The following is a 13,648-nucleotide window of genomic DNA, read 5'->3' as shown; positions in this document are numbered from 1 at the left end:
GGGCCGGCCTGACGTAGTGTCGACAGATGATGCCGCCGGCCCGCCAACGCCTGCTCAACCTCGCGCTCTACGAGATCGGGTGGTTCGCCTGCGTTCTCGGTGCGGCGCACGGCCGGGGCGAGGCCGGCGCGCTCCTCGCGCTCGCTCTGCTCGGTGTGCACGTCGCGCTCTCGCGCGATCGTGCCGGTGAGCTCGCCATCGTCGCCGCGGCCGGTCTGGTCGGGCTGTCGGTCGACAGCCTCCTTGCCGCCAGCGGGCGGCTCGCCTTCGCCGACGCTCCGGTCGCCTTCCTCGCCCCACCGTGGGTGCTGGCGCTCTGGATGCAGCTCGGCAGCACCCTGCGCGGTGCCCTCGCCTGGCTGGGCCGGCGACCGGGGCTCGCCGCGCTCCTCGGCGCCGCCGGCGGCCCGCTGGCGTTCCTCGCCGGCGAACGAATGGGCGCTGCGGTCTGGGGCGAACCGCGCTGGGTGACGGCTCTCGCCCTCGGCCTCGCCTGGGGCCTCGCGACACCGCTGCTCTTCGTCTGCGCCGCCCGGCTCGGACGCGGTCGCCCGAGCGGCTACCGCTGAGCGCTGGCCGGCAGCGCCGTGCCGGCCGTCCGGTGCTCCGGCCGCAGGAGCGCTTGCCAGAGTGGAGCACCGGCGGGCAGTCGCGCCAGGGCGAGCAGGACGTACGCCGCCATCGCGAGATTCCCCAGGGTGAGGAACGCGGCGAGCCAGGCGGCACGCGCCCCGTGCGTGCGCTCCCGATAGGCCACCCAGACCCAGACGGTGACGAAGCCGAAGTAGGCGTCGGCGAGCGTGGCGCGAAACCAGGCGTCCGGCCAGAGCGCCGCGGCCGCCGTGAAGACGTTGCGTTCGAGGCTGGCCTCGAGGGTCACCGCGACCATGGCGACGAAGATGCCGGCGAAGAGGAGACGCAGGGCGGTTCTCATGACCGTCTCTACGCGCGCGACGCCTCGCCGGCCGAGTCCGCGCGCCGCGCCCGGCCCGAAAGGCTCAACTGGCGAGCTTCTTCCAGATTTTCCGCAGCGGCGAATCGGCGGCGAGCCGGCGTTCGATCTCCTCGAGCGACGCCGGCAGCAGCACGATCTCGCGCCGCTTGACCGCCAGCAGCAGCGCCTCGATCTGCTCGGCGCGCTGCGCCTCGCTCTGGGCGAGCAGTCGACGCAGGGGGGTGCGACCGTCGAGCGCCTCGAGCAGCGAGCGCTGCGCCGGGCTGTGGCCGGCCAGATCCTCTTCGGTCGGACGCCGCAACCAGATCGGGCAGAGGTGGCGCAGGAAGTCGAGCGGCACGACCGCCTTCTCGCCGCCGACCAGCACCTCCTCGAAGGCTGTCTGTTCGAGCAGGAGGCGCTGCAGGTTGACGTCGCCTACCGGCTGGGCGGTCGCCTCGACGACTCGCGAGATGCGGAAGACGTCGGCCCGCAAGAGCCCGACGACCTCCTTGAGGAAGAGAAACTCCACGCCGCCGGTGCGATCGCGAAGCTCGCCGACGGTCGCCTCGCGCCCCAGGCCGGAAAGTCCGCGCGCGATCTGTTCGGCCGTCGGCGAGAGCTTCTCGCCCGGGAAGGCCGACCCGCGACCGAGCACCACCTGGTCGCTCACCAGGATGCCGCGCAGACGTGCGTGCTCGTCCATCCACCGCGTCCCTTCGAGAACCAGATGGAAGAGCTCGATCGGCTCGCAGGTGAGCTGCTCGGCGGGCAGCGGCTGCTCGGTGAAGTAGAACAGCCCGTGCTTCCAGAGGAAGAGGTCGCACACCGAGGCTTCGATCGCCTCGCGCAGCGTGCGACGGATCGTCGCCTCGTCGAGCAGCCCGAGCTCGGCGAGCGAGGCACCAAGCCGCTTGCCGTGCTGCCGGCAGTGGCCGAGCGCCTCGACCAGCGCTGCCGGTTGCAGGTAGCCGTTGAGCAGCAGGTACTGTCCGTAGTGTTCGCGTGGGTCGTTCGGCAGACAGCCGACGAGCCGGCCCGCCTGAAAGAGCAGGTGCTTTTCGCGCCCCTCGCTCCGTACCACCAGGGCCCCGGTGCGCCGCTCCGTGCCGGCCCACTGCAGCAGGGCCGAGGTCGGGAAGACGTCCAACCGTCCGGTGAATTCCACTGCGGCCGATGATACGGCGACTCACCGGCAGCGGGAACCACGACGCGGCAGCCGCCGTTGCGCCGCGCGGGTAGACTCGTCGCATGCAAGACGACTCGGTGCATCCGCTTCACCCGGCGGGCCCGGCCGTCCTGCTCTGCACGGTTCGCAACTGCGGCCTGCCGCTCGCCGCCGGGCCTTCGCACTTCCGCTGCGCCAGCGGTCACACCTTCGATCGGGCACGGCGTGGCTGGGTGAACCTCCTGCAACCGCAGGATCGCCGGTCGCGCGTCCCCGGCGATTCCCGCGCCGCGGCCCTGGCACGTCGTCGCCTGGTGGCCCGCGGCATCGAGGCGCCGCTCCATCGCCACCTGCTCGCCCAGGTCACCGAGCTCGAGGTCGCCCGTCCGGCGGTGCTCGACGTCGGCTGCGGCGAAGGCTCCGCGCTCGCGTTTCTCGCCGAGCGCCGCCCCATCGACGCGCACGGTGTCGATCTTTCCGCCGAGGCGATCGACCTCGCCGCCATGCAGCTCCCGAGGGCTCTCTGGGTCGTCGCCAACGCCGACCGTGGCCTCCCCTTCGCCGCGGCGAGCTTCGATCTCGCGATGTCGCTCCTGGCGCGCCGCCCGGTGACGGAGCTCGCACGCGTCCTGCGCCCCGGAGGGAGGCTGCTCGTCGCCGTGCCGGCACCCGACGACCTCGCCGAGCTGCGCGAAGTCGTCCAAGGGGCGGCGACCGCACGCGACCGGCTCGGTCCGATCGCCGCCGAGCTCGCCGCCGATTTCGAGCTCGTGGGTCGCGAACGCTGCGCCGACCGGCTCGCGCTCGACCGCCCGGCCCTCGACGACCTGCTCGCCGCGAGCTATCGCGGCGCGCGCGCCGCCGAGCGGGCACGCTTCGCCGACGTCGAGCGCCTGGAGGTGACCAGTGCGCGCGACGTCGGCTGCTTCCGGCGCCGCTGACGGCTCAGAAGGTCGAGTTGCAGGAGCTGCAGTGGTGCGAGCCGCCGTGCCCCGCCTCGCGGTCGCAGCAGCCCTTCCAGGTGCTGATGCAGTCGCCGTGCGTCATGCCGCACTCGCCGTGCTTGGGGGCCGGCGCCTTCGGCTCGCGCTCGCTCTCCCGCCGCGTCGTTTTCTTCATCGCCTCGGTCCTCCACGATTCTCGCCGGGCGACCGGCGAGGATGGATCGTCACCATCGCTGCAGGTCGCCGGTCTCGAATCCGTCGGCGAAGACCGGCAGGACCATGAAGCGGAACCCCGGGCTCGCCGAGCCGAACGGCACGTCGAAGAACGACGACCCGATCCCCGAGTACCACCAGGGCAACGCCGTCGCTCCGCCGACCAGGACGCCCGGAATCCACCCCGTGCCGTTCGGCGAGGAGAAGGCGAGGAAGTAGGGACTGCCGGCGGTGAACGTGACCGAGGCGTCGAGAGCGAATCCGGTCCAGACGAAGGGGAGGGCGGGAACCACGCTGCCCGTCGCGAGCACGGTCCCGTTGCGCTGCGTGTACACGGTCAGCTCGATCGGCCAGGGGACGTTCGAGCCCAGCTTCGCTTCGATGCAATCGAAGCTCACGGCGGCGGGCGGGGTGAGCTCGAACCCGTGTCGATTGCCGGCACCCCAAGGGCCGGAATCGGTGTTCGCCTCGCGGTTGATCGCCATCACCTCGACGGCGCCGCCGCCGATCCCGCCGCACTGCGGTTGAGCCGCCGCTGCGGACGCCACTCCCAGCCCAAGACTCAAGCAGATCAAGGTCCTTCCGATCGCGCGGCTGGCGCGCATCGGCCAAGCTCCTCTCTCCCCCCGCGCGATGCCGCCAGCCTCGGCTGAGCAAGCGATCGCGACTGACCGGTCGTTCGCCGGACCGATCCCTCTCCGAGGATAAGCGGCGCGAACGCCTGCGCTGTGAACTGGTCCACGCGCGGAACCGGCGCCGCACCCGCCCGGCCGCCGAGCTCCGGCGCGGCGCTGCGCGTCAGCCCGAAGACGCCGCGACAGCCGCGGCGGCCTGCGCCGCAGCGATCGCCGCGAGCAGCACCGCCGGTGAGCCGGCGAAGCCCACGACGTTCAGCCCGAGGCCCTTGAGCGGATTGTGCCAGCGAATCGCCCCGGTCGCCGGGTCGAGGCACCAGAGCTCGCCGCCCGCACCCGCGAAGATGGCGTCGCCCTGCGTCGTCACGGTGACGAACGGGCTCGACTTGAGCTTGGTCCGCCAGAGCTCGCTCCCGGTGCCCGGGTCGAGCGCCACGACGTGCCCGCCGATTCCGATGAACAAGGGCTTCCTCTCGCCGTCCATGTCGATCTCCCCGCGTTCCCTACTTGCCCAGCGCCGGCCGGTCGACCGCCTTGACCGCCGAGAGCGCGGTGGCGATCATCCCCGCCACATCCCCGACGTTGGCGGGCACGACGATCGTGTTGCCGGCCTTGGCGATCTGTCCGAACTGCGCCACCCACTGTTCGGCGACGCGCAGTTGCAGCGCCTCGATTCCGCCCGGCGACTGGGTCGCCGCGGCGACCAGACGCAGGCCCTCGGCCGTGGCGTTGGCGATCGTCAGGATCGCCTGACCCTGGCCCTCGGCCTCGTTGATCCGCTGCTGCTTGTTCGCCTCCGAGGCCTTGATGACCTGCTGCTTCTCGCCCTCGGCGGTGTTGATCGCCGCGTCGCGCTCGCCTTCGGAGGTGAGGATCACCGCCCGCTTCTCCCGCTCGGCGCGCATCTGCTTCTCCATCGCCGCGAGCACGTCCTTGGGCGGAGTGATGTTCTTGATCTCGTAGCGCAGCACCTTGACGCCCCACGGCTCGGTCGCCTTGTCGATCTCCGAGACCACCGCGGCGTTGATGTTCGTGCGCTCCTCGAAGGTGCGGTCGAGGTCGATCTTGCCGACCTCGCTGCGCAGCGTCGTCTGGGCGAGCTGGGTGATGGCGAAGTAGAAGTCGTGGATGCCGTAGGAGGCACGCTCGGCGTTGAGCACCTTGAGGAAGATCACCCCGTCGACCGACACCTGGACGTTGTCGCGCGTGATGCATACCTGCTCGGGGATGTCGAGCGCCATCTCCTTGAGCGACTGCCGGTAGCGGATCACGTCGACGAACGGCACCAGGATGTGGAAGCCGGCGTCGAGCGTCCCGGCGTAGCGGCCCAGCCGCTCGACGATGTAGGCGCTCTGTTGCGGCACGACGATCGCCGACTTGGCGACGATGACGAGAACCAGGAAGGCGAGAACGGCCACCGCCGCGATGATGCCCATGTCCATCGTTCCTCCAGGAAGGCGGCGCGCCTACTCGGCGCGACCGACGAATACGGTGAGACCCTCGACGCGCTCGACGCGCACGCGCACCCCCTTGGCGAGCGCCCGGCCGTTCGTGGCGCGGGCGTTCCACGGCGTGCCGCGCAGCTCGACCTTGCCGAGCCGCCCGGCGCCGATCTCCTCGAGCGTCACCGCCTCCTCGCCGACCAGCGGATCGACCTTGCGTGCCGGCGGTGGGGAGAAGCGGCCGAGCAGCGGCTTGCGGAAGAGCAGCAGCGCGAGGACCGACACGGCCGAGAAGGCCACGCCCTGCAACCAGAGGGGCATGACCACCCCGGCGAGACCGAGCAGGCCGACGACCAGCGCGCCGACGCCGAAGAAGACGATGAAGAACCCGCCCGGGGTGAGCAGCTCGCCGGCGAGCAGGACGAGACCGAGAATCAGCCAGAGCCAGAAGGGCATGTCAGGTGCTCCGTGAGGGTCGAAAAAGGAGTTCCGAGGAGGATGCTACACCCGGCGCCGACCGAGCTCGCTCTACGCAATTCCGGCCGCTCACCCCAGGTCGTCGTCCCGAGCGAGAGCGAGGGACCGGGGTGGGCGGGCGCCATGGCAGCTCCTCGCGGGCCTCGCGTCAGGCCCCCCACCCGGATCCCTCGGTTCGATCGAGAGGACGAGGGGGGGCGCTCACCCCTTCGTTTCGGCGGCGGAGGCGAGGATCGCCAGGACCGCGGCGCCGTAGCGCTCGAGCTTGCGGGCGCCGATGCCCGCCACCTCCTCGAGCTCGGCAAGGCTCGCCGGGGCACGGGCGGCGAGCTCACGCAGCGTCGCGTCGTGAAAGACGACGTAGGGCGGCACGCCGTGGGCCTGCGCCGTCTCCTTGCGCCAGGCGCGCAACGCCTCGAAGCGAAGCTCGTCGACGAAGATCGCCGGCTCGCCCGACGCCGCCCCACGCCGCCGCTTGCCGCGCTTCGTCACCTTGCGCTCTTCCCGCAGCAGGAGTCGCTCCTGGCCGCGCAGCACCGGCCAGGCTCGCGGGGTGAGCGAAAGCGTGTTGTGCCCGTCGAGGTCGACCTTGAGCAGCCCCCGCGCCACGAGTTGGCGGAAGACGTTGCGCCAGCCCTTGGCGTCGAGCTCCTGGCCGACGCCGAACGTGGGCAGGCAATCGTGTCCGAAACGCGTCATCTTCTCGGTGGTCTCGCCGCGCAGCAGGTCGACCAGATGCTGCGCGCCGAAGCGCTCACCGGTGCGGTAGACGGCCGAGAGCGCCTTCTGCGCCGCGACCGTCGCGTCGAAGGTGGCGACCGGCTCGAGGCAGGTGTCGCAGTTGCCGCAGGGGCCCGGCAGCTCCTCGCCGAAGTAGCGCAGCAGCACCTGCCGGCGACAGTCGGTGACCTCGCAATAGGCAAGCAGGGCGTCGAGCTTGCGGCGCTCGACCTGCTTGCGCGCCGGCTCGCTCTCCGACGAATCGATGAGGAAGAGCAGATTGAAGACGTCCTGCAGACCGTAGGCCATCCAGGCGTCGGCCGGCTCGCCGTCGCGCCCCGCCCGGCCGGTCTCCTGGTGGTACGCCTCGAGACTCTTCGGCAGGTCGAGGTGGGCGACGAAGCGGACGTCCGGACGGTCGATTCCCATGCCGAAGGCGACCGTCGCCACCACCACCACGCCCTCGCCGGAGCGGAACCGGTCGAGCGTGGCACGGCGGCTCTCGGCGCTCATCCCGGCGTGGTAGGGCAACGCCTCGACCCCGTGCTCGGCGAGCCAGGCGGCCGTCGCTTCGACCTTGGCGCGCGAGAAGCGGTAGACGATGCCGGCGTGACCGGAGTGCTCCTCCTCGAGGAAGGCGAGGAGCTGGCGGCGTGGATCCTCGCCCTTGTCGACGACACGGTAGCGCAGGTTCGGCCGGTCGAAGCTGGCGACGAAGACACGCGCCTGCTCGAGCTTGAGCCGGCTGAGGATCTCGCGCCGTGTCGGCGGGTCGGCGGTGGCGGTGAGTGCCAGCCGCGGCACGCCGGGAAAGCGCTCGGGCAGCAAATCCAGACCGAGGTACTCGGGTCGGAAGTCGTGCCCCCACTGCGAGACGCAGTGCGCCTCGTCGATGGCGAAGAGGGCGAGCGGCGTCCGCGCGAGCAGATCGAGGCAGCGCGGCGTGAGCAGCCGCTCGGGCGCGACGTAGAGCAGATCGAGCTCGCCGGCGAGGAGCCGGCGTTCGATCTCCGCCGCCTCCCGCCCGTCGAGGTTCGAGTGCAGCGCCGCCGCGGCGACACCCGCTTCGAGAAGCGCCGCCACCTGGTCCTGCATCAAGGCAATGAGCGGCGAGACGACGACCCCGGTGCCGGGCCGGAGGATCGCCGGCAACTGGTAGCAGAGCGACTTGCCGCCGCCGGTCGGCCAGAGCACCAGAGCGTCCTCGCCGGCAAGCAATGCCTGCACGACGTCGGCCTGGGCACCGCGAAAGTCCGGGAAACCGAAGACGCGCCGCAGAGTGGCGCGCGCTTCGGCGAGCGGGTCGTCGGTCGCGAGCAGGGTCATCTCGGGGTCGAGCATGGCGCAGTCACCTCTTCTGACGCTACTGACGAAATCGGCGTGCGGCATCTCGCAGCGGCCGATGCATTACACTTCCCGACGGGAAACGCCATTGATCGTCTCGTTCGTCAGCAAGAAGGGCGGCGTCGGGAAGACCACCAGCTCGGTCAGCGTCGCGGCCGCGCTGGCCTTCCTCGGCCATCGCACGCTCCTCGTCGACCTCGACAGCCAGGCCTCCGCCTCGCTCTCGTTCGGCGTGAGCCGCGAGGACCTCGCGCCCTCGGCCTACGACCTGCTGTTCGGCAAGCTGCCGGCGGCGGCCGTCGTCCGGCAGACGCCGCACCCACGGCTCGACCTGATCACCGCCTCGGTCGACCTGGTCTCGGCCGACGTCGAGCTCGCGCCGCTGCGCGACCGCGAGCTCGCCCTGCGCCGGCGCATGGAGCCGCTGCGCGACGCCTACGACTGGATCCTCTTCGACTGCCCGCCGACGCTCTCGGTCGTGCCGCTCGGCGCGCTCGCCGCCTCCGACGGCTTCGTCGTCCCGGTGCCACCGCAGCCGCTGGCCACCGACGGCATCGAGCTCCTGCTCGAGGCCGCCGAGCGGTTGCGCGTGCGCTTCGGTTTCGGGCCGCGGCTCTTCGGCCTGCTGCCGACGATGGTCGACTATCGCACCCGCCTGGCACGCTCCACCGTCGCCTGGATGCGCGAGCGCTACGGCGACCGCGTCTTCGCCGCCGAGGTGAACGTCAACGTCCGCCTCGCCGAGCTGCCGGGAGCCGGGCGCGACATCTTCGACCTCGACCCGGCGGCGCGCGGTGCCCGCGCCTATCTCGCGGTCGCCACCGAGCTGGTGCAGCGGGCGCGCGGCGAGAGTCCGCTGCCACCGAGCCCCGCCTCGGCGGCCCCCGACGAGAGCGCGCGGCCGACGGTCGCTCCGCCCGCCGCGGCGCCGCCCGCCGCCGCCGAGCAGATCGCGCTGCTCTCCGCCGACGAAACGAGCGGCCGCTCGCTCGTCGAGCCGCCGACCGCCGAACCCGCAGCCGGCGAGAGCTGAGGGCCTCTCAGGCCGCCCCCCGGAAGAGGCGCAGCGCCAGCTCCCAACGCACCCGGCGCCGCCCGAGGCCTCGCCCCAGAGCGGCTCCAGGTCGCCGATCAGCTCGTCGACCGGATCGGCGCCCGTAGCCCTCTGGCACGCGGCCGTCGCCGACCAGCTTCGCAGGTAGCCGGCGAGCTCGGAGAGCGTCCAGTCGGCGGCCATGACGAAGCGCGGCGCCGGGATCTCCGGCAGCGGCAGCACCAAGGAGCGATAGCCCTCTTCCACCAGCCGCCGTTCGGGCGGCCAGAAGGCACCGACGGTCTCGCGATAGAAGCGCTGGACCGCCGCGTCGATCGCCGCTCCCGCGACGGCCAGGGTGGCGTAGCACCAGACCGCGAGCAAGCCGCCCGGCACGAGCACGCGGCGGGCCTCGGCGGCGAAGCGGTCGACGTCGAACCAGTGGAGCGCCTGAGCGACCGTGATCAGGTCGACCGAGCCGGCGGCAAGACCGCTCGCCTCGGCCGGAGCGACGCGCCGTTCGATCCGCGGGTGCGGCGGGAGCTCGGCGAGCTGCGCGGCACTGGCGTCGGTGGCGACGACCCGGTCGAAGCGCTCGACCAGGGCGAGCGTCGCCTGGCCGCTCCCCGCCGCACAATCCCAGGCGAGAGTGCGCCGCGGTGCGAGCGCGGCGAGCTCGTCGAAGAGGGCGTCGGGATAGCGCGGTCGAAAGGTCGCGTAGGTCGCGGCGACCTCGCCGAAGCGATCGACGAAGGCACCGCCCCCGGTCGTCGTCATCGCCACGACCCACGGACCCGGACCGCGATCACTGCGGGACCGGAATTTCGCAGGTCGTCCGCACCGCCGGCACCAGCGCCGAGTCCTCCATCACCTCGACTCGCGCCTGACCGCCCGCCACCGTGACCCGGACGCGCGTCACGTACTCGTTGTCGAGCGCCCGACCACGCCAGGTGATCAGGCCGGTGAAGGTGTCGTTGCCTTCCGCCTTCACCCCGCCCGCGCTGCGAAAGTCGCCCGCCGGGTGGAGACAGGCGAGCGCCGGCCGCGCCACGCTGTCGGCGAAGAGCTTCTCGAAGCGCTGCTGGGCGCAACCGGCGACGACCAGCAGGGAGAAGAGCGACAGGGCGAACATCAGCGGTCGGATCGATCTCATCGGTTGCGTCCTCCGAAGCGGCGGCAGCCGCGGTGGTCCGTCAGGGTTCGCACGGCTCACCCGAGCCGCGAAAGCAGCAGGATCAGCAGCACCGCGGCAGCGACGGCTGCCGCGATCTTCGCCCACGACCAGGGCGCGTCGCCGTCGACCTGGCCGGTCACGCCGTTGACCAGGAAGCGGTAGGTCTTCCCGCCGTACTGGTAGGCCGCGATCCAGATCGGCAACAAGGCCCCCTTGTAGGCGAGCTCCGACCAGGAGGTCTCGACCTGGAGGTTGCGATAGGTGTCTCCGGGCACGGCGGCGCCGCAGGCGGCGCGGATCTCCTCGGTCATCCGCTCGCGCGCGGCGCGCTCGGCCTCGGGCAGGTCGACACCGTACTCCTCGGCGAGGAAGCCCGAAAGGTAGCGCGGGTCGTAGGGGACCAGCCGATCGGTCGGAAACGGCTCGATGCCACGCGTCGCCGTCGGGTCGAGACCGCGCGAGGCCGGCACCGGGAGATCGTCGAAGCGCTTGTCGAGCGTGCCGGAGCGGTGCTCCCAGCGCGTGCGCGTCTGCGTCTCGGTCACCGAACGGCCGCCGCGCGTCACCTGGACCTGGACCTGGTCGTTGAAGCCCGCGTCGGCGCTCCAATGCGAACGGGTGTCGGCGTCGAACGTCCAGAACGGCACGTAGACGCCGCGCAGCGTCGCCACCGACGACTTCTCCTTGAGGTCGCCGGGCCGGAACCAGAGCCGGCCGATCCAGTCGCGGAAGCGCGCCACCGCGGCGTGGAAGTCGATGGCGAACGGCAGCAGCCCTTCGGGTCGCACCAGGTCCGGGTTCGCCGGCGCCTCGACGACCGTCGGCGTGCCGCAGAAGGCGCACGAGGTCGCGGCCACCGCCGGGTCGAGCGTCTCGGTGGCGCCGCAGCGAGTGCAGCGCACCGACTTGCGCTCGATTCCCCATCCGGTGTCGCGCGGCCGTGCCAGGCCCTCGGCGAGCGAGCGTTCGCGCACCGGCTCGCCGGCCGGCTCCACCTCCTGCCGCGTCCCGCAGTAAGGGCAGACGAGGGCGGCCGCCCCCGGCTTCCAGACCACGTCGGCGCCGCAGGCAGTGCAGGGAAACTTGCGGATCGCTGCGGAGATCGCGCCCGGGTCGCTCATCGTCGGGCCCACGACCTCAGCGCTGCGGAGGCGGAGGGGGTGGCGGCGGCGCCGACGGCTCGCCGAAGCCCGAGAAGCTCGCCAGCGGCGCCCAGCCCGCCGCACCCGGGTGCCAGGCGAGCGTCGCCGGCAGCACCTGCCCTGCGGCGACCATGGCACGCAGCGCTTCGTCCGTGTACGGCCCGTAGGTCTTGCCGTCGATGGCGAGCGACCAGCGCGGCACGCTCGCCGCCACCGGCGGCGGCGGGGCGGCGCCCGGCAACGGCGGTGGAGCCGGGGCCGCGGCCGGAGGCGCGGCCAGGCCGGACTGCATCGCCTGTCCCATCATCTGTCCCATGCCGACACCGGCACCGAGGCCCACCCCGGCCCCGGCGAGACCGCCGGGGTTCGCCGCGGCCACCTTGATCGCCTCGGCCGCCTGCATCTGCGTGTACTGCGCCATCTTGTCGCCCAGCACACCGAGCTTGGTGCGCTGGTCGATCGCCGCCTCGACCTCCTCGGGCAGCGAGATGTTCTCGACGAAGAAGCGCGCCAGGTCGAGGCCGAAGGTGGCGAACTCCGCGCCGATCACCTGCTTGCCGACGGCGGAGAGCTCGTCGTACTTGGCCGCCAGGTCGAGCGCCGCGATCTTCGCCTCGGCGATCGCGTCCGAGAGCTTCGAGAGCACGATCGAGCGCAGCTGGCCGGTGATCTCGTCGGTCGTGGTCAGCCCCTGGGTGCCGACGATCGTCTCGAAGAAGACCTTCGGGTCGCCGATCTTCATCGCCCAGGTGCCGAAGGCGCGCAGGCGGATCATCCCGAACTCGGCGTCACGCATCATCACCGGGTTCGCCGTGCCCCACTTCAGGTCGGTAAAGAGCCGCGTGTTGAAGAAGTAGACCTCGGCCTTGAAGGGCGACTGGAAGCCGTACTTCCAGCCGCGCAGCGTGGTGAGGATCGGGATGTTCTGGGTCGAGAGCTCGTAGCGGCCCGGGCCGAAGAGGTCGGCGGCCTTCCCTTCGTTGACGAAGAGCGCGACCTGGTTCTCGCGAACCGTCAGCTGCGCTCCCATCTTGATCTCCTGGTTGTACACCGGGAAGCGGTAGACCAGCGTGTCGTTGGTCTCGTCGAGCCACTGGATGATCTCGATGAACTGCGAGCCGATCTGCTGGCGGATGTTGTCGAGCAGGCCCATGGTCGTCTCCTTGATGGCGGCGGTGCCGGCACCGCCGCGCCTGATCCTATGCGTGACCCGGTCCCTTCGGGGAGGTCAGACGAGAGAACGGGCGGCGTCGCAGTCGCCGCCCGCGCCCTTCGCCTCGTAGAGCGAACCGTCCGCCGCGGCGAGCAGCTCCTCGATCGATTCCGTGGCGGAGTGACTGGTCACCGAGCCGACACTCACCGTCACCAGGGCCGGACCGCTGGCGAGCGCCTCGCGCAGGCGTGCCCGCAGGCGGACGGTGACCGCCTGCGCCGCCTCGGCGTCGGCGTCGGGAAGCAGCGCGGCAAACTCGTCGCCGCCCAGGCGTCCCGTCAGGTCGTTGCCCCGCGTCGCGCGCCGCAGGGCGCTGGCCACCGCGCAGAGGACCTCGTCTCCGGACGCGTGGCCCAGCCGGTCGTTGACCCCCTTGAAGTCGTCGAGATCGACGAACAGCAACGAGACCGTCCGCCCCCCGCGCCGCACGCGGACGAGCTCGGCCTCGGCGGCGGCGAAGAACGCCCGCCGGTTCGCCAGGCCGGTCAGCTCGTCGGTTCGCGCCAGGGTGCGCTCGCCTTCGAGCTGCGTGCGCAGCTCGGCGAGCAGCTCGGCGAGGACGATGTAGATGCCGGCCCGCGACAGCGCGTTCCAGGCGGTGACCCACTCGGCCGACCGCTCGCCCGACAGGGCGTTGGCCAGCATCGACGCGACGGTCGAGGCGGTGGCCGCGACGAACCCGCCGCGCCGCCCGAGCCGCCAGGCGGCGAGCGCCACCGGGGCGAGATAGAAGAGGGAGAACGAGACCTCGAAGCCGGTGACGAAATCGAGCAGGCCGAGCGCAGCGATGGCGACTCCGGTCGCAAACCAGGTGACGAGCAACGGCTGACGCTCGAGCCAACGCAGGAGCCGCCGGATCATCCCTTCACCGTCCAGCCCTTCTTCTGCAGCAGGAGGCGGAGCGCGTCGCGATGGTCGCCCTGGATCTCGAGCGCGCCCTCGCCCGCCGTGCCGCCGGCGCCGCAAGCGCGCTTGAGCTCGCCGAGCGTCTGCTTGAGGAATGCGTCGTTGCGCGGCAGGGAGTCGACGACGGTCACCGTCTTGCCGCCGCGGCCGGCCTTCTCCACCCGCAGTCGCGCGACGATCTTGGCCGGCACCGCCTCGTCGAATCGGGACGAGCAGCGGCAGTCCTTCTCCGGCCAGCCGCACTTCGGGCAGGTGCGTCCCTTGTCGGTGGCGTAGACGAGGCGGCCGGAGGGGGTCGGCATG

The 13,648-nt window shown here is 71.8% G+C and carries 16 protein-coding genes and 1 pseudogene; 3 read left to right on the top strand and 14 right to left on the bottom strand.

What is annotated here, in order from left to right:
• Positions 1-26: 26 nt before the first annotated feature.
• Positions 27-569, top strand: coding sequence for a DUF2878 domain-containing protein (locus IPJ17_10180; GenBank protein QQR75907.1), 543 nt, complete (start codon positions 27-29; stop codon positions 567-569).
• Here the strand turns inward: IPJ17_10180 and IPJ17_10175 are convergent.
• Positions 560-934, bottom strand: coding sequence for a DUF1475 family protein (locus IPJ17_10175; GenBank protein QQR75906.1), 375 nt, complete (start codon positions 932-934; stop codon positions 560-562). The genes IPJ17_10180 and IPJ17_10175 overlap by 10 nt on opposite strands.
• A 64-nt stretch (positions 935-998) precedes the next feature.
• A complete protein-coding gene (locus tag IPJ17_10170) occupies positions 999-2,102 on the bottom strand; it encodes a DUF4388 domain-containing protein (protein QQR75905.1) in 1,104 nt (367 codons plus the stop codon).
• Between the two features lie 83 nt (positions 2,103-2,185).
• Between IPJ17_10170 and IPJ17_10165 the strand changes: the two genes are divergently transcribed.
• Positions 2,186-3,043, top strand: coding sequence for a methyltransferase domain-containing protein (locus IPJ17_10165; GenBank protein QQR75904.1), 858 nt, complete (start codon positions 2,186-2,188; stop codon positions 3,041-3,043).
• A 4-nt stretch (positions 3,044-3,047) separates the two neighbouring features.
• Here the strand turns inward: IPJ17_10165 and IPJ17_10160 are convergent, their stop codons facing one another.
• The 6 genes from IPJ17_10160 to recQ all read right to left on the bottom strand — a co-directional run bounded on the left by IPJ17_10160 (position 3,048) and on the right by recQ (position 7,859).
• The gene (locus tag IPJ17_10160) at positions 3,048-3,221 is read right to left on the bottom strand and encodes a hypothetical protein (protein QQR75903.1); all 174 of its coding nucleotides are present in this window, start codon (positions 3,219-3,221) and stop codon (positions 3,048-3,050) included.
• Between the two features lie 49 nt (positions 3,222-3,270).
• Positions 3,271-3,864: a hypothetical protein gene (locus IPJ17_10155; protein QQR75902.1), complete on the bottom strand. Its 594-nt coding sequence runs from the start codon at positions 3,862-3,864 to the stop codon at positions 3,271-3,273.
• A 193-nt stretch (positions 3,865-4,057) separates the two neighbouring features.
• Positions 4,058-4,378, bottom strand: coding sequence for a PQQ-binding-like beta-propeller repeat protein (locus IPJ17_10150; GenBank protein QQR75901.1), 321 nt, complete (start codon positions 4,376-4,378; stop codon positions 4,058-4,060).
• Positions 4,379-4,397: 19 nt separating this feature from the next.
• On the bottom strand, positions 4,398-5,336 hold the full coding sequence (locus IPJ17_10145) for a paraslipin (GenBank protein QQR75900.1): 939 nt from the start codon (positions 5,334-5,336) through the stop codon (positions 4,398-4,400).
• A gap of 24 nt (positions 5,337-5,360) precedes the next feature.
• On the bottom strand, positions 5,361-5,792 hold the full coding sequence (locus tag IPJ17_10140) for an NfeD family protein (protein QQR75899.1): 432 nt from the start codon (positions 5,790-5,792) through the stop codon (positions 5,361-5,363).
• A gap of 222 nt (positions 5,793-6,014) precedes the next feature.
• On the bottom strand, positions 6,015-7,859 hold the full coding sequence (recQ, locus tag IPJ17_10135) for a DNA helicase RecQ (GenBank protein QQR76143.1): 1,845 nt from the start codon (positions 7,857-7,859) through the stop codon (positions 6,015-6,017).
• 106 nt (positions 7,860-7,965) lie between these two features.
• Between recQ and IPJ17_10130 the strand changes: the two genes are divergently transcribed.
• Positions 7,966-8,910, top strand: coding sequence for a ParA family protein (locus IPJ17_10130; GenBank protein QQR75898.1), 945 nt, complete (start codon positions 7,966-7,968; stop codon positions 8,908-8,910).
• Between the two features lie 7 nt (positions 8,911-8,917).
• Here the strand turns inward: IPJ17_10130 and IPJ17_10125 are convergent.
• The 6 genes and pseudogenes from IPJ17_10125 to IPJ17_10100 all read right to left on the bottom strand — a co-directional run bounded on the left by IPJ17_10125 (position 8,918) and on the right by IPJ17_10100 (position 13,647).
• A pseudogene (locus IPJ17_10125) lies at positions 8,918-9,687 on the bottom strand (class I SAM-dependent methyltransferase).
• Between the two features lie 28 nt (positions 9,688-9,715).
• Complete coding sequence (locus tag IPJ17_10120) at positions 9,716-10,063, bottom strand: hypothetical protein (GenBank protein ID QQR75897.1); 348 nt, start codon at positions 10,061-10,063, stop codon at positions 9,716-9,718.
• 56 nt (positions 10,064-10,119) lie between these two features.
• The gene (locus IPJ17_10115; GenBank protein ID QQR75896.1) at positions 10,120-11,205 is read right to left on the bottom strand and encodes a zinc ribbon domain-containing protein; all 1,086 of its coding nucleotides are present in this window, start codon (positions 11,203-11,205) and stop codon (positions 10,120-10,122) included.
• A gap of 16 nt (positions 11,206-11,221) precedes the next feature.
• Positions 11,222-12,379, bottom strand: coding sequence for an SPFH domain-containing protein (locus tag IPJ17_10110; protein QQR75895.1), 1,158 nt, complete (start codon positions 12,377-12,379; stop codon positions 11,222-11,224).
• Positions 12,380-12,454: 75 nt separating this feature from the next.
• Positions 12,455-13,300 carry a GGDEF domain-containing protein gene (locus IPJ17_10105; GenBank protein QQR75894.1) on the bottom strand — a complete coding sequence of 282 codons (846 nt, stop codon included), beginning with the start codon at positions 13,298-13,300 and terminating at the stop codon, positions 12,455-12,457.
• Positions 13,297-13,647 (bottom strand): stress response translation initiation inhibitor YciH, encoded by a 351-nt coding sequence (locus IPJ17_10100; protein QQR75893.1) that lies wholly within the window; start codon positions 13,645-13,647, stop codon positions 13,297-13,299. The genes IPJ17_10105 and IPJ17_10100 overlap by 4 nt, the downstream gene beginning before the upstream one ends.
• Position 13,648: the final 1 nt, after the last annotated feature.

This window comes from Holophagales bacterium (assembly GCA_016699405.1).
Classification (GTDB): Bacteria; Acidobacteriota; Thermoanaerobaculia; order Multivoradales; family JAGPDF01; genus JAAYLR01.
Note: the sequence above shows the minus strand (reverse complement) of the source record. Positions and strands in the feature narration are given on the sequence as shown.